This is a genomic window from Pseudomonas sp. Z4-7 (genome assembly GCF_051131965.1).
GTDB lineage: Bacteria > Pseudomonadota > Gammaproteobacteria > Pseudomonadales > Pseudomonadaceae > Aquipseudomonas.
This window is the reverse complement of sequence record NZ_CP071642.1, coordinates 2,603,803-2,618,114: the sequence shown is the minus strand read 5'-3', so window position 1 is coordinate 2,618,114 and position 14,312 is coordinate 2,603,803. Positions and strand designations below refer to the sequence as shown.

At 57.6% G+C, this 14,312-nt stretch carries 13 protein-coding genes and 1 pseudogene; 7 read left to right on the top strand and 7 right to left on the bottom strand.

Annotated features, from left to right (window positions below; all coding sequences use genetic code 11):
* Window positions 1-110: 110 nt before the first annotated feature.
* Window positions 111-1,355, bottom strand: a complete 1,245-nt coding sequence (locus J3P91_RS12095; protein ID WP_434604386.1) for an MFS transporter — start codon at window positions 1,353-1,355, stop codon at window positions 111-113.
* A 101-nt stretch (window positions 1,356-1,456) separates the two neighbouring features.
* Between J3P91_RS12095 and J3P91_RS12090 the strand changes: the two genes are divergently transcribed.
* The 4 genes and pseudogenes from J3P91_RS12090 to J3P91_RS12075 all read left to right on the top strand — a co-directional run bounded on the left by J3P91_RS12090 (window position 1,457) and on the right by J3P91_RS12075 (window position 3,961).
* Window positions 1,457-2,428: an AraC family transcriptional regulator gene (locus J3P91_RS12090; RefSeq protein WP_434604384.1), complete on the top strand. Its 972-nt coding sequence runs from the start codon at window positions 1,457-1,459 to the stop codon at window positions 2,426-2,428.
* A gap of 49 nt (window positions 2,429-2,477) precedes the next feature.
* Window positions 2,478-2,800: pseudogene (locus J3P91_RS12085) on the top strand (FAD-dependent oxidoreductase); the annotation flags it as partial.
* Window positions 2,801-2,834: 34 nt separating this feature from the next.
* Entirely contained in the window at window positions 2,835-3,221 is a 387-nt protein-coding gene (locus tag J3P91_RS12080) for a hypothetical protein (protein ID WP_434604382.1), read from the top strand.
* A 218-nt stretch (window positions 3,222-3,439) separates the two neighbouring features.
* Window positions 3,440-3,961 (top strand): hypothetical protein, encoded by a 522-nt coding sequence (locus J3P91_RS12075; RefSeq protein WP_434604380.1) that lies wholly within the window; start codon window positions 3,440-3,442, stop codon window positions 3,959-3,961.
* A 226-nt stretch (window positions 3,962-4,187) separates the two neighbouring features.
* On the opposite strand, the gene J3P91_RS12070 is transcribed toward J3P91_RS12075, so the two are convergent.
* The gene (locus J3P91_RS12070) at window positions 4,188-4,487 is read right to left on the bottom strand and encodes a hypothetical protein (protein WP_434604378.1); all 300 of its coding nucleotides are present in this window, start codon (window positions 4,485-4,487) and stop codon (window positions 4,188-4,190) included.
* A gap of 402 nt (window positions 4,488-4,889) precedes the next feature.
* On the opposite strand from J3P91_RS12070, the gene J3P91_RS12065 reads away from it, so the two are divergent.
* Window positions 4,890-5,792 (top strand): bestrophin family protein, encoded by a 903-nt coding sequence (locus J3P91_RS12065; protein ID WP_305495189.1) that lies wholly within the window; start codon window positions 4,890-4,892, stop codon window positions 5,790-5,792.
* 30 nt (window positions 5,793-5,822) lie between these two features.
* Here J3P91_RS12065 and J3P91_RS12060 read toward each other — a convergent pair whose 3' ends face one another.
* A complete protein-coding gene (locus J3P91_RS12060) occupies window positions 5,823-6,662 on the bottom strand; it encodes a LysR substrate-binding domain-containing protein (RefSeq protein WP_434604376.1) in 840 nt (279 codons plus the stop codon).
* A 293-nt stretch (window positions 6,663-6,955) separates the two neighbouring features.
* Here J3P91_RS12060 and J3P91_RS12055 point away from each other — a divergent pair, with 293 nt between their 5' ends.
* Window positions 6,956-7,882 carry a DMT family transporter gene (locus J3P91_RS12055; RefSeq protein WP_434605104.1) on the top strand — a complete coding sequence of 309 codons (927 nt, stop codon included), beginning with the start codon at window positions 6,956-6,958 and terminating at the stop codon, window positions 7,880-7,882.
* A 134-nt stretch (window positions 7,883-8,016) separates the two neighbouring features.
* Window positions 8,017-10,002, top strand: a complete 1,986-nt coding sequence (locus J3P91_RS12050) for a M10 family metallopeptidase C-terminal domain-containing protein (RefSeq protein WP_434604374.1) — start codon at window positions 8,017-8,019, stop codon at window positions 10,000-10,002.
* Window positions 10,003-10,140: 138 nt separating this feature from the next.
* On the opposite strand, the gene J3P91_RS12045 is transcribed toward J3P91_RS12050, so the two are convergent.
* The 4 genes from J3P91_RS12045 to J3P91_RS12030 form a co-directional block, all read right to left on the bottom strand.
* A complete protein-coding gene (locus J3P91_RS12045) occupies window positions 10,141-11,385 on the bottom strand; it encodes a serine hydrolase domain-containing protein (RefSeq protein ID WP_434604372.1) in 1,245 nt (414 codons plus the stop codon).
* Between the two features lie 309 nt (window positions 11,386-11,694).
* Window positions 11,695-13,014 carry a dicarboxylate/amino acid:cation symporter gene (locus tag J3P91_RS12040; protein ID WP_434604370.1) on the bottom strand — a complete coding sequence of 440 codons (1,320 nt, stop codon included), beginning with the start codon at window positions 13,012-13,014 and terminating at the stop codon, window positions 11,695-11,697.
* Between the two features lie 223 nt (window positions 13,015-13,237).
* Window positions 13,238-13,900, bottom strand: a complete 663-nt coding sequence (locus tag J3P91_RS12035) for an HAD family hydrolase (RefSeq protein WP_434604368.1) — start codon at window positions 13,898-13,900, stop codon at window positions 13,238-13,240.
* Window positions 13,901-13,925: 25 nt separating this feature from the next.
* Complete coding sequence (locus J3P91_RS12030; RefSeq protein WP_434604366.1) at window positions 13,926-14,297, bottom strand: RidA family protein; 372 nt, start codon at window positions 14,295-14,297, stop codon at window positions 13,926-13,928.
* Window positions 14,298-14,312: the final 15 nt, after the last annotated feature.

Below are 14,312 nucleotides of genomic sequence, written 5' to 3'. Positions count from 1 at the left end.
GTTACGTCGATTGCGCTTTCATAGCGGAAATAACGTGGGCCATAGCGCCGCTTTGATGGTCGCGGATATGCGAACCAGACCTATATAAATAACTGTAAGAAATAATCGGTCTAGATTGGCAGACCACGGTTCGCATTTTCATGAATAGAAGGAACCCGCACCCGCAACGCAATCAGCAACGCAGCCAGCAGCATCAGCACAGCCGCCGCGACGAATACGCCGGCGCTGCCACCGAGGCTGAACATCGCACCGCCAGCGGCAGCGCCCGTTGCGATGGCCGACTGCACGGAGGCCACCACCATGCCCCCGGCGCTTTCCGCCTGATCAGGCACTGCGCTGGCGACCCAGTTCGACCACGCCACCGGCACACCGCCAAAGGCCAGGCCCCAGATGGCCAGCAACACCGCCTGGCCCGGCACCGAGGCCGGCAACAGCACCAGCGCCAGTGCGGCAACGCCTACCAGCGCCGGCATCAATACCAGGGTGGCGAGCGGATGACGCTCAAGCAGCCACCCGGCCAGGAGCGTGCCGGCGAAGTTCGCCACACCGAAACCCAGCAGCATCAGCGACAGCCCTTGCGGGCCGATGCCGGTAGTCCCTTCGAGAAATGGCCGGACATAGGTGAACATCGCGAAATGGCCGCTGTGCACGAGCACACAACCGAACATGCCCATGGCGATGCCCGGGCGCCGCAACACCTCCAGTACGGTGCGCAGGCGTGCCGGCCTGCGTGGCGCAAGGCGCGGCAGCGTGAACGACTGGAAAGCCAGCGTCACCACACCTACCGCCGCCGCTGCAACGAACGCGCTGCGCCAGCCATACAGCCCGCCCAGGTAGCTGCCCAGCGGGACCGCAACCACCGTCCCGATGGCGATGCCGCTGAAAATGATCGAGAGCGCTCGGGGCAACAAAGCCGCCGGTACCAGGCGCATCGCCACCGCTGCCGCCATGCTCCAGAATCCGCCAAGGGCGATGCCCAGCAAGATTCGCATCAGCAACAGCACCGCGAGGCTGGAAGAAACGGCGACCAGTAGATTGGATGCGATCATCAACGTGGAAAAACCCAGCAGCACCCAGCGGCGATCGATGCCGCGGGTCAGGCCTGGCACCAACAGGCCAGCGAACAACGCGACCACGGCGGTCACCGTTACCGCCTGGCCAGCCAGCGCTTCGGACACCCCCAGATCCGTCGCCATCGGCGTCAACAGGCTGGCCGGAAGGTACTCGGCGGTCAGCAATCCGAACACGCCCATTGCCAACGAGAACACGGCCATCCACGCGGGGGTAGTCGGCTCTACATCCGGCCCGACGCCGGAACGGCTGCCGGCTACGGCATTACATACACAGTCAGTCATTACACGAATCTCCGAATTTCATTGCGACCCGCAGTCTAGGCGCGCGAAACCGGATGATCTATGATCGAAAACCCCGACTTTTTGACCGAAACACCTGAACGATGCCTACCGATCAGTTTGCCCTTTCCTCGGATCTCATCAACGAGCTGTTGCGCGGTATGCGCCTGCGCGGTGTCGAGTACCGGCGTATCCAGGCCGGTCCAGCCTTCGGCCTGGGCTTCGCTGCCAAACCCGGACACGCCTGGTTCCATTTCCTGGCGGTCGGCAATGCACTGCTGCGGATGGAAGACGGAACCACCTATGCGCTGTCGGCCGGCAATGCCGTGTTCATTTCCCATGGGGCGGCGCACCAACTGCTGTCCCATGTGGACGCGCCGGTCCAGGACATTGATCGCCTGGACCGCGCTCCCCTCGGCGATGCCGTCAGCGCGGTGGATACTGGAAACGATGCCAGCCCCACGCCGACGACCATTCTGTTCAGCGGCTGCATGGAGTTCGAACTGGGCAGCCTCCATGGCCTGGGCAGGCTGATGCCGGGCCTGATGCTGATTGATGCCGGCGGCCAGCGTTACCCCGGACTGATGCCTATCCTGACCACCATGGAGCGCGAGGTCAGCGCCGCACGTGTCGGCTTCGCCGGCATCCTCGCGCGGCTGGCCGACGTGGTGGCGGCCATGGTCGTTCGCGGTTGGGTGGAGTGCGCGTGCGGCAATGCCTCTGGCCTGGTCGCCGCATTGCGCGATCCGCGCTTGGCCAATGCCCTTCTCGCGCTCCATCAACAACCGGGCCGCGACTGGACCGTTGCGCAGCTGGCGGAGCAGTGCAATAGCTCGCGCTCGGTCTTCGCCGACCGTTTCCAGGCGACTATCGGCATGGCCCCGCTGCGCTACGTCACCGAACTGCGGATGCGGCTCGCGAGCCAGTGGCTGACGCTCGAAAGGCTGCCGATCGAAGAAGTGGCGCAGCGCCTGGGCTACACCTCCCAGGCCGCTTTCAGCCGCGCGTTCAAGCGCGTTACGGGCAAGACGCCTGGGTTGAGTCGGCAGTCGAGGCAGTCGGCTCTCCAGCCTTGATAGGCGGATAGGGCGACGTAGTTGATTCTTCGCGTCGGCATTAAGGAAGTTGATATGCAGGGCTAAACGCGTAGTGGTCATTGGCGCGGGCATCGTGGGTACGTCAGTGGCGTATCAGTTGGCGAGGAAAGGCGCGGATGTGGTGGTGATCGAGGCTGGAGATATAGCATCGGGAGTGACCGCAAGCTCATTCGCCTGGATCAATATCTCGTGCCGCGAAGCACACCCCATTGCGCAATTGCGCGGTGCGGCAATTACGGACTACCGCCGACTCCAAACGCAGCTGCCTGGATACAATGGACAGGAGCCCTGTCTTACAGTGCGGGGACAAGTGAAGCGCAACCACCTTCAGATAACCCGGCGTCGGCGACGCCTGGTGTCGCGATCACCTAACCGGAAGAAGCTCATGATCATGGTGTTACCGAAGATCGAACTCAAGGAACTGTCGGTGAAAGCGGAAGCAGACGGTTTAACGCTGAGTGATCTTGTCCCCATTTGCGAAAGGTTCGCCGTTGCACCGCATGATGTGCTGAACGAGCTGTCCGTCGCGGTTGCGGAAGGCTATCTACAAGGATCTCTGCTCTATGATTTTTGCAACGGCGTTATGAACGGGATCATAAATGCTGTGGTTGAAGTAGGCATGACTAACGACATGCCTCAGCCCGCTTTCTCGCTTTACCAAGCATTCGATCAGGGTGAATGGTTCCGCAGTAACGACCCACCGGAAACTGACCCCGGTGAGAAATACACGAAGCCGGTGGTCGAGGAAATAATGCGTACCCTTAGAGACTAGCTTTCACTGATCGAGAGGTTTTCAGCTCTTCGGCTGAAGGTAGTGGATCGAACGCCGCTTTTGGCCGGTTGGTGCCCTTCGCAACCGGTGACTTTCGGCCAGAAGCAGACGTATTGCTGCTCTTTAAGCAAAGCTTAAGGACCGAAATATCAGCCCGCTATTCGGCAGTCCCAGGCCCCGGGATGGCTAGGGCACCCAATAGAATCAAGGAGAGATGGATGCACCTCAATCAAAAGCCCAGCCAATGTATCTTGCTGGCCGGCGTGTTGGTCATTAGCGGTTGCACTTCGTTTTTGCAGGGCAAGCAGTATGTCGTTCCCGCCCCCGGTGAACCCTCCGCAACGGTTCGCCTCAAGGCTGGAAATGGTGCGAGACTGGATGCCATGACGTTCAGCGACAATGGATGCTATGCGGGCTACACCATCCTGCCCTCTAACGGCGACCATATCGAATCTCGGGTCGCCGTGAATAAGGAGCTGATCCTGACCTATGGGCGGGTGGCAGGAGGCAGCGTTTGCCAGATACCGTTCTCTTTCACTCCACAGAGCGGCGCCACGTACACCTTGGTCCAAGGCTCTTGGAGCAAGCCCAGGACAGGCATTCTTCCTATCTTCAATCGCGACGAATATTTTTGCGGCGTAGGCGTCGTCAAGAAAGTCGGCGACCAGGAAAGCGTCGAACCCATTCAACAGCTGCAAATCAAGACTGGGTTCGCATGCCTGAAATTCGTTAAAGAATAGGGACACCGCACGGCATCCGTTGCGAGTTGGATACCATTACGGGCGGATAGCGCCCTCCCCGGGCAACGACACCGATTACCGACCACTGTTCTGCAGCGAAAGCGGTGAAAAGCGGTGAAAAGCGCTGAAAAGGGGGACAGATTTGTTGGCTGGAAATAAATCTGCCCCCTTTTGTAAGAGTGATCAGCTAGAGAGGGTTCCGCAGTTTTGTCCGACGCTTAACTGGTCATTCCCAGCCCAGTTTTTTGTAGCAAGTTTTGTCTTGTTCGGGAAAGTCCGTCAGGTATTCGCCCCACTGCATATGCGCATAATATTTAGTCATTGCTTCGAAATGACTTTCAGCCTCGACCTCCCAAACAAGCTTCGCTTCCGAATGCATAAGCGCACGGGCACCATCACCCTGAGCACCAGCCAGACAAAAGGTCTGACAGCCATCAGGTTCCTGCCAAAGTTCATGATTCATATTTGAGGTTCTGTTTTTAAACGTCGTTATGGTGCCCAACCGCCTGATAGTAACGGCCGTCATGGATCGACTCATAGATGCTAATGGCGAATCCGAACGCCGAATTTTTTCGACAGCATTGGCAAAAAGCGGTCCGCTCCGCGTTGCACCGTTGGAGTGTAAAATGTTGGCCTGACCCCTTCCAAGGACTGACCAGTGATTTCTTGCCATGTCAGATATGCCATTGACCCTTACCAACTCCCAGCGCAGACGCGGCGATCACAAAACTGCCGTGTCTCTTCGCTTGCTCCATCCGGTGAGATATCAGGGCACCATGGTGGCCCAAGGCTCATGCATCTTTTCGGGTGGCACCCTTGCAGATCTCATCGACCAAAATGTCATGCTTCCTGCGCCAACCGAACCTTTGCCCCCAAGCATCGTCCGAGCTTAAGCGTTTAAGCTAACTGCTCGCCACGAGGTTTCCGTTTGAAAGCTGCCATCGTCAAAAATTACCGTCTGATCGTCAAGACCATGGGCTACGTGGGCTGGGCTTTGTTCTGGTTGTTGCTCTGGGACATCGCCGTCACGGTGGACTTCATGCTGTTTCTCAACGCCAAGTTGAACCTGCCGCTGATGCCGCTGACCTTGCTCGGCTCGGCGTTGGTGGTGTTGATCAGTTTCCGCAACAGCAGTGCTTACAACCGCTGGTGGGAAGCACGGACGCTGTGGGGAACGATGATCAACAATTCACGCAGCTTCGCCCGTCAGGTGCTGACGCTGCTGGACGACCCCGGCAGCGAGGTGAATCCGGTCAAGTCGACTTTGTTGCGTCGCCACGTCGCTTATGTGAATTGCCTCGCCGCGCATCTGCAAGGCCAGCCTTGTCCCGAGGAGGTGCGGGCGTTTATTCCGGACGAAGAGTTTGCCCGCAGTGGCACGACCAATAACTTTGCCAACGATATCCTCACCGGCTCGGCGACGTTGCTGGCGCGGGAATACAAAGCCGGACACTTGGACAGTATTCGCCTGGCGCGTCTTGAGTCGACGCTGGTGGACCTGTCCAACAGTCAGGGCGGCATGGAGCGGATCGCGAATACGCCGCTGCCCTACCCTTATGTGTATTTTCCACGGTTGTTTATTTCGCTGTTCTGCCTGATTGTGCCGGTTGGACTGGTGGAATCCCTGGGCTGGTTCACGCCGCTGGCTTCGACCGTGGTTGGGTTCATGCTGCTGGCCATCGAGCGCATCGGCACCGATCTGCAAAGCCCGTTCCGCCACAGCGAACATCAGATCCAGATGGATGCGCTGTGCGAAACCATCGAAAAGAACCTGCAGTCGATGCAGCGCGATTCCTTGGGTGATGTGCGCAGGATTGAAGAGAACGCTTGAAGAAAAACCCTGTAATGGCCCCTCAAGTTATCAATGTTGTTGAACTCGTCGCGCTACTTCACATAGCCACTGGCGCAACAGTTGGGCTGCCTCGCCCAGCACCACATCTTTGGCCTGCACTAAATAATAGGCCTTGCCAGTCTTCAGTACAGCGTCAACGACAGGTACTAGAAGGCCTTGCTCCATGTCGTCCTCAACCAGCCAAGGGCTGGTGAGCACCAAACCTTGATCGCGCCGCGCCGCGTCGATTGCCAACTCGGACTGATCGAATTTGAGGCTGCTGGAGAAGCTATCGGGGGACATGCCGACCGATGATAGCCATTGAGACCAGTGGGCATGAGAAGTCGTATAAAGCAAGGTGGCTCCCGGCAAACAATCAAGGTCATGCAACTGGAGCCGTTCGCGGTAGGCCGGGCTGCAGTAGACCCTTACCTCGTCCGGCAAGAGCAGTTCTGCGTGCACGTCACTGGCATATCCATCGAAATGGCGCACTGCCAGGTCGCAGGCGGCGTCGTTAAAATCCACGGTATCGGTAGATGCACTCAGGTGCAGTTGCACTTCTGGATAGCGCTCGGTGAACAACGGCATCCGTTTTGCGAACCAGGACTTGGCGAACGCCGGCGGCAGACTCAACCGTACCTGCCTGTCTCTAAGGCCCCGGACAGCCAGGTTGGCTGTCTCCAGCTGGCGAAGAGCCGGCTTCACCTGCTCCCAGTAGCTCAGAGCTTCCGCCGTTGGTTGCAGCCTGCGCACACTGCGTACGAACAGTGGCGTTCCTAGCCAACCTTCCAGTTTTCGAATCTGTTGCCCGACTGCTCCCGGCGTCACGAACAACTGGCTTGCAGCGACGCTGACGCTGCCAGTGCGCATGACCGCGTCGAAGCAAGCGATAGCCCTGAGGGGCGTGTCAGCTCTCATGACGTAGTTTTTCTCTTCTATAGATCGAAAACACATGATTTGTAGCGGCTTGCGTACTTTCCCACAATCGAATTTCGCCACAGCGCAGAACGAATTCCGATTTCCGTAGGAAAAACCAATGCCGATCGTCCGGCAGATGGCCGGCCGTGCCCCAACCGAGTGAGGAATAAATGGCTGTCCAGATCATCAGCGATAAAAGGTGCCAATAAGTGAGGAAGTCTGTAGACGGGGCTGCCACGGCAGTGATGGTGGTGCTGTGCCTCATTTGGGGTGCCCAGCAAGTGGCAATGAAGGCGGTTGCTGGTGACATGGCCCCTATCATGCAGGTCGCCGTTCGCTCCGGAGTCGCTGCAGCCTTGGTCTGGCTGATCGGAAAATGCATCATGCGGGAGATGTGGTTGCCACGTGTCTGGTGCCGCTCCGGGTTGGTCGTGGCCGTTCTGTTCGCCAGCGAATTTCTGTTTATCGCGCAAGGGTTACGCTGGACAAGTGCTTCACATATGGCGGTTTTCCTTTATACAGCGCCCTTATTCGCCGCCATTGGTCTGCATCTACGCTTGCCGGAGGAGCGCCTTAGCGCGATTCAATGGTCTGGTATGTCTCTGGCGTTCGCAGGGATTGCCGTCACCTTCCTCATGCCACGGGACGGGACAGCCCTTCAAATCACCAACTCAAACAGTCTTCTGGGTGACCTGTTGGGCTTGTGCGCGGGCGCTATTTGGGGATTTACGACAGTAGCGGTGCGTACCAGTCGCCTTAGTGAAGCTCCGGCAACCCAGACCCTGTTTTATCAACTGGCAGGAGCCTTTCTCTTTCTGCTGCCTTTAAGCCTGGTAGCAGGCCAAAGCTCGATGACTTTCTCTGCCGGCGCAGTGGCCAGCCTGGTTTTCCAGACATTAATCGTGTCAGTGGCAAGCTACTTGATCTGGTTCTGGATGCTTCGCCGCTACTTCGCAGCTCGCCTTGGAGTGCTGGCCTTCATGAGTCCGCTGTTTGGCGTACTGATGGGTTATCTGTGGCTCGGAGAGCAAACGAGCTTCGGATTTCTGCTGGGCGCAAGCCTGACTATTGTCGGCCTGCTCGTAGTGAATCTCAGCAAAGCGGTTGGGCAGACTGGGGATGATAGAAGTTGCCCGCCCCCTGAAAATCGCAAGGAGAAGATGCAGTCATGAAGACGGGTTGACGGACAGGCTGGCCGTCATCCGGTGATCCGCTTCGGGGTACGTCCAATTGCGCAGCTCACCTGGCAACCTGGTTGAGCCCTGTCTATAGTTTTCGGCGCCAGATAGCTACCGGAGGCATGGACATGAGTCAGAGCATTTCGCCCGCCGCTTCAGCTGCGCGGAACACCGGCATGGTAATCACGACTTTATGGGGCTCGGACACCGTCGCAGGTATTACGGTCGATCCGGACGGTGCCATCTGGCTTGGCGCTTATAGTCGCCTGGGATTAGGAGGCGAAGAAGATTCAGGCTTCACCGCAAGCCTGGTTCGGTTCAATGCCGACGGTAGCCTGGATCGCAACTTCAGTGGAGACGGTAAGTCCCTCCTCCCCGTGTCGCTCGATATCGAGGACGGTGGTAACGCTGCGGTGCAGCCGGGAGGGGGCTACCTGGCGGCGCTCTACGTGAAAGTAGGCGATGCCTGGGTTTCGGGTGTGAGCCGTACCTTGGCTGACGGCAGCCTCGATACCAGTTTCGGGAATGGCGGCACCGCGACGGTGCCTTTCTACTGGAATGAAGATCTAGGCCAGCAAGCGTCGTTCTCCGTACAACGCGACGGCAGCTTTTTCGCAAGCGCCGGGTATCCCTCTGGGGAGATCCATATCGCTCGCTTCGACGCGACGGGGATTTTGGTCTCGTCTTTCGGCGAGGCTGGGGTCCTGCACCTGCCAGCGTCCGTGGGCATTCACCCCGGCAGCGCGACCGACGTTTCGCTGCAGGGAGACGGGAAGGTATTGGTCACTGGGCAAGATACCCTGACCCGCCTCAATCCGGACGGTACTCTGGATAGCAGTTTCGCGAACGGGGGCAGCCTCGCCCTGGATGTTCACCCAGACGCCCTTGTCATTCAGGATGACGGCAAAATCCTGCTGGCGGGCGCCTCGGGCGGCGTGGCGAGCGTCATGCGCCTCAATGCCGACGGCTCGCTCGACACCGGTTTCGGTGATCAGGGTAAGGTGAGTTGGGGCTCGCAAAGCGCTCCTTTCGCAGTCGCCGACATGATCCTGCTGGCCAACGGCAAGCTATTGATTGGCGGAAGCCAAGGGACGAGCGCGGACGGTTATCTGGCCGCCTTGGTTCAGTTGAACCCCGACGGTCGCCTGGACCTCGGCTTTGGCAATCCCGACGATGGCTATCACCACCTTGACGGTGGCCGCGAGGATGACTTCCTGCTCGGTACCGCCTCGTTCGACGATGCGATCTCTGGCGGGGCCGGTGACGATCTGCTCGATGGCCAGCAAGGTCGTGACCTGCTGACGGGCGACGCCGGGGCCGATACGTTCCGTTACCAGTCAGCCGCAGACAGCTACCGAACCGCAACCACGGCCCATAGCGACCGAATCACCGACTTCGACCCCAGCACCGATACGATCGACCTCTCCTCCCTCGGCTTCCTCGGGCTGGGCAATGGATATGACGGAACGCTGGCGATACGCGTCAATGAAAGCGGGACCCGGACCTATCTCAAGAGTTTCGAAGCCAACGCGGATGGGGAACGCTTCGAAGTGGTCTTCGACGGTAACCTGGGCCAGACGCTGAATGAAACCAACGTCCTGTTTCAACAAGCCAGACTGGTGGGCACCGAAGGGGCTGATCGTTTACAAGGCAACGCTCGCGGCGAAATCATCGAAGGATTCGCAGGCGATGATCGCCTTAATGGCGCACTGGGGAATGATGTATTGGCCGGCGGAAATGGTCGGGACCTATTGGCGGGTGGCGGCAACAACGATGTGTTCCGCTTCGACGCATTGAGCGACAGCTACCGTACCGCCACCGAAAACCACACTGATCGCCTGATTGACTATACCGCGGGTGAAGACACGATCGACTTGTCCGCCTTGGGCTTTACTCGATTGGGAAATGGTTACAACGGCACGTTGGACGTGGTTTTTAATGAGGCCAAGAACCTGACTTACTTGAAGAACTACGAAGCCGACGCGTCCGGGGCCAGATTCGAGTTGAGCCTGGCAGGGGATCACTCCGGTTACCGTGACTTGAACATCATCTTCGCCGAGCCCTTGGAGGAGGACCTCTTTCAGTTGATCGGAGTGGCTGACGCCCTAGTGTGAAACGCAGGCCTGGATAGTTTTGTCTTAGGCAGTTAGCACTCGACGCGGGGATGTCATCCAACGGAACAGGCCGCTCTTCGTTACTCCCCGCAGTTGTTCTTCCGCGCCGCGAAGCTTAACGTCATTCGATGCGCGAATTTACTTCAACGCAGCCACCACGGCATCGAAGAATACCATCGGGTCGATCGGCTCTTTGTCCACCGGCTTGGGCTGGGCACCGAAGGTGACAATCACGACGTTATTGGCAGGGTTGACGTAGATGTTCTGGCCCTGGATTCCGACCGCCGAATAGGCGCCGTCTTTCACCGACGGCTCGGTCCACGCCGTCCACCACATATAACCGTAGTCCAGGGACTTGCCGCCTTTGAGGGTGGTCGGCAGCGTCGCCTCCTTGACCCAGCCTTCGGGCAGAATCGAGGTGCCATTGATCTTGCCGCCGTTCATGAAAAACAGCCCGAAGCGTCCATAATCGCGCAGCGTGGCACTGATACCACTGCCACCGATTTCCACGCCGTCAGGCGAATCGAGCCACCACCGGGCATCACTCTCCATACCGAACGGCTGCCAGATCTTCTGCGATAGATAATCGGCCAGCGGCATCTTCACAGCGCCACGGACGATCTCGCCGAGTACCTGCGTTTCGCCAGTGCTGTAAGTGTTGGCCGTGCCGGGCTCGGCTGCTCGCGGCAAACTTGCCATCAAGGCCATGGCCGAACGCGGTTTCTGCGAGATCTGCGCTTTGAGTAGCGCGCGACGATCGGACGCCGGATCGGTGTAGGTCTCGTTCCACTTCACGCCCGAAGACATCATCAGCACGTTGCGCACGGTCACGCCTTCGTAGGCGCTGCCCTTGAGCTCGGGAACGTAATCCACCACTTGCGCATCAAGGCTCTTAATAAGGCCGTCCTTGATCGCTGCAGCCGCCAGCGTAGAGGTGATGGACTTGGCTATCGACATCGACATCCATCGGGTTTTCTCGGTGTTGCCTCGCTGGTAGGTCTCGAACACGATCTTGCCGTCCTTGAGCACAAGCATCGCCGTAATGCTGTCCAGCGCGACGAAGTCATACAGGTCGTACTTTTTGTCCCCGACAGTGAAGCGAACGTTGGGCAACTGTTTGTCTGATTTCGGCAGCGCATACGGGTGATCGCCGGCTTTGATCCTGTGGGTAGGGAACAGCCGGTCGATGTTGCGGTAGGTACTGACCGCCAGATCGGGGAGCATGGCGCCGTCATAGATCTGCTCCACGGTGCCAATCGGTTCCTGGGCGTGGGGATAATCCTCAGCCCATGCGCCCGCGGTGCCCCCCGCAGCGAGCAGACCGAGCGAGAGAAGCACCCGGCGACCAGCCGCAGCCACACCAAAAATAGCGGATGAGTGCATAACCTATCCTTATTTTGATTTGCTATTCACGCACGTCAAGACACGCGCCCGCTTGAACCATAGCCTACTCATTGAAATCACGCCCGGGCTGAAGGACGATGCTGTTACGCAGAAAAGGGAACAGATTTATTTGCTGGAAACATCTTTCCTCTTTTACTTCGCAGTTGTTGGCTAGCCTTGCTCTGCGGAGCCCAAAAAAAGCCTGCTTTTGCAGTTTCACCACTCTGCCATCGACGTGTTTTCACTGATGGCTGCATCGGACAATTCCTGCCCGCATGATTTCTCACCCTATGAATACCTGTTTCCGAATCAAATTCTGACGTTATGGGATGCCGACGAACCGACAGCCGCCGCCCCAGGGCCCTCTTCCAGCCTCTTTTGAAGCACCTTTTCGTCCAACTGCCCACACCACTTGGCAACCACGATTGTCGCCACCCCATTACCGATCAGATTGGTCAATGCCCGCGCTTCAGACATGAAACGGTCTATCCCCAGAATCAAGGCCAACGCAGCAACGGGCACATGCCCTACTGACGACAGCGTCGCCGCCAAGACGATGAAGCCACTGCCCGTTACACCCGCCGCCCCCTTTGATGTGACTAGCAAGACCAGCAACAACGTAATCTGGTGCGTAATGTCCATGGGCGTATCGGTGGCTTGGGCGAGGAAAATCGCCGCCATGGTGAGGTAGATGGAAGTGCCATCAAGGTTGAAGGAATAACCGGTCGGGACGACCAGGCCCACGACGGACTTATGCGCGCCGAGCTTCTGCATCTTGACGATCATGAGTGGTAACGCGGTCTCGGACGACGAAGTGCCCAGGACGATCAGGAGCTCTTCGCGGATGTACTTGATGAACCTGAAAATGCTGAACCCATGCAGGCGCGCTATCGATCCCAATATCCCCAGTACGAAGACCACGCAGGTGAAGTAAAAACACAGCATCAGATAGCCCAACTGGACTAAAGAACCGACACCGTACTTACCGATAGTGAAAGCCATCGCACCCAGCGCACCGATGGGCGCGACTTTCATGACCACACCCATGATGCTGAACAACACCTGGGAGATGCTCTCGATGAACTCGAACACCCGACGCCCATAATCACCGATGCGATGCAGCGCGTAGCCAAACAGTACAGAGAAGAACAGCACCTGCAGAATCTCACCCTCAGCAAACGCGCCAACAATCGTGTTGGGGATAATATGCAGGATGAACTGAATGGTGCTCTGCTCTTTGCCTGCGGCAGCGTACGCAGCAATACCCGACGCATCGAGCGTGGACGGATCGATATGCATTCCAGCGCCCGGTTGCACGAAGTTCACCACAGCCAGCCCGATCAACAGGGCGATTGTCGAAACAATCTCGAAGTATAGAAGCGCATAGCCACCGGTCTTTCCCACCGCTTTCATGTTTTGCATGCCTGCGATGCCGGTGACTACGGTACAAAAGATGATGGGGGCAATGATCATTTTGATCAGCTTGATAAAACCATCACCGAGCGGTTTTAACGTGGTACCGGTTTCCGGATAGAAGTGGCCAATCAGGATACCGATTGCGATCGCGAACAGGACTTGGAGATACAGAATCTTGTAGAACGGTTTGCGGATTTGGGTTTCAGCAGACATGGCGGAACCTCGTTTTGGACACGTGCGAGGTCCTCGGACCACAGCACCCGTTACATACACCTTCCTTTGATGGAAGAATTTGTTTTAAGTAAGAAGAGGAATAACTGAACTTATGGGTCGCGTGTGTTCGCGGCAGGTTCAACGTGCTGTCCTGTGGAGACGCCACTGTAAGCGGCCCCTCTATCGGGACTGCAGAGAATGACGGCGATGAGCAGCATCACGTTTATTTGCCGCTCAGATTTTTAATATCCTCAACCAGGCTATCCAATGTCGGACGCATGATTAATGGATCAGGCGCACCTGCGGGCGCATCGAGTCCTATTCTGTTATGCCAAAAGGTTGGCAAGCCAACTTTCTGCGTGCCAAACAGATCGTAAGCAGAGCCCGCCACGACTATGGCGTGAGCGGGCTCCACCCCTGCTATTTGCAGGGCGAGCCTGTAGGGTTCCGCATCGGGTTTGTAGAAGCCGGCCTGTTCAGAAGTGACAATGACGTCAAATGGCACTCCCAGAAGATCCGCTGCGATGCGCCCCAACCGCTCCGAACAGTTGGTCACCACACCGAGCTTGTAGTGAGGCGCCAACTCGGTGAGCACGCGTTTGGCCTCAGGCCAAGGTTGTAACTGCGTCCAGCGTGCCTCCAGATTCTGCGCGGCCTCCTTGCCTAGTCCGACACTGATCGCAGCCTCTTCGACTAACGTTTCATAAGGCCGGTAAGCACCACAGCCGTAAGTCGCCTTCAAATAAGCCATACGCCAGGTGCGGCCCATTTCATCGGAGCCTGCCACGCAATTCCATAGCGTCCATGAGTCCAGCAGAGCGGTGAGCAAATCGAACAGAACGAGTTTCACCGGAGTTTGCTGAAGATTGTTTTCAATCGAATTCATAACAACTGCCCTTCTTGAAAAGTATTTAAACTTCAGCCACTGCTGAAATTTCCACCAAAGCCCCGTGATGGAGTGGACCACACGGAATGATCGCTCTTGCGGGACGATGCGGCCCCATCAGCGTTGAATACGCAAGATTCACGGTCGGCCAGTCAGCAACATCAACGATGTATATTTGCACGTTGACCAAGTGACTAAGCGAAGCACCCGCTGCCTGAAGCACCGCTTCTACATTTGCCATTGCCTGAATAGCCTGGGCTTCTACGCCATCGGGGAACTCTTGTGCATCAGGCGGAAACGGCAACTGGCCAGAAATGAAAAGAAGTTTTCCTGCCATGACCCCATGTGAGTAATGCCCACCGGGTACAGGCAGCTTCTCTGCTGTAATCAACTTCATTGGCCTCTCCTTGAT

What these genes read in the sequence shown, in the direction of transcription:
- J3P91_RS12095 (WP_434604386.1), bottom strand. Translation starts at nt 1,355, where the DNA reads ATGACTGACTGTGTATGTAATGCCGTAGCCGGCAGCCGTTCCGGCGTC.
- J3P91_RS12090 (WP_434604384.1), top strand. Translation starts at nt 1,457, where the DNA reads ATGCCTACCGATCAGTTTGCCCTTTCCTCGGATCTCATCAACGAGCTG.
- J3P91_RS12080 (WP_434604382.1), top strand. Translation starts at nt 2,835, where the DNA reads ATGATCATGGTGTTACCGAAGATCGAACTCAAGGAACTGTCGGTGAAA.
- J3P91_RS12075 (WP_434604380.1), top strand. Translation starts at nt 3,440, where the DNA reads ATGCACCTCAATCAAAAGCCCAGCCAATGTATCTTGCTGGCCGGCGTG.
- J3P91_RS12070 (WP_434604378.1), bottom strand. Translation starts at nt 4,487, where the DNA reads ATGACGGCCGTTACTATCAGGCGGTTGGGCACCATAACGACGTTTAAA.
- J3P91_RS12060 (WP_434604376.1), bottom strand. Translation starts at nt 6,662, where the DNA reads ATGCGCACTGGCAGCGTCAGCGTCGCTGCAAGCCAGTTGTTCGTGACG.
- J3P91_RS12055 (WP_434605104.1), top strand. Translation starts at nt 6,956, where the DNA reads ATGGTGGTGCTGTGCCTCATTTGGGGTGCCCAGCAAGTGGCAATGAAG.
- J3P91_RS12050 (WP_434604374.1), top strand. Translation starts at nt 8,017, where the DNA reads ATGAGTCAGAGCATTTCGCCCGCCGCTTCAGCTGCGCGGAACACCGGC.
- J3P91_RS12045 (WP_434604372.1), bottom strand. Translation starts at nt 11,385, where the DNA reads ATGCACTCATCCGCTATTTTTGGTGTGGCTGCGGCTGGTCGCCGGGTG.
- J3P91_RS12040 (WP_434604370.1), bottom strand. Translation starts at nt 13,014, where the DNA reads ATGTCTGCTGAAACCCAAATCCGCAAACCGTTCTACAAGATTCTGTAT.
- J3P91_RS12035 (WP_434604368.1), bottom strand. Translation starts at nt 13,900, where the DNA reads ATGAATTCGATTGAAAACAATCTTCAGCAAACTCCGGTGAAACTCGTT.
- J3P91_RS12030 (WP_434604366.1), bottom strand. Translation starts at nt 14,297, where the DNA reads ATGAAGTTGATTACAGCAGAGAAGCTGCCTGTACCCGGTGGGCATTAC.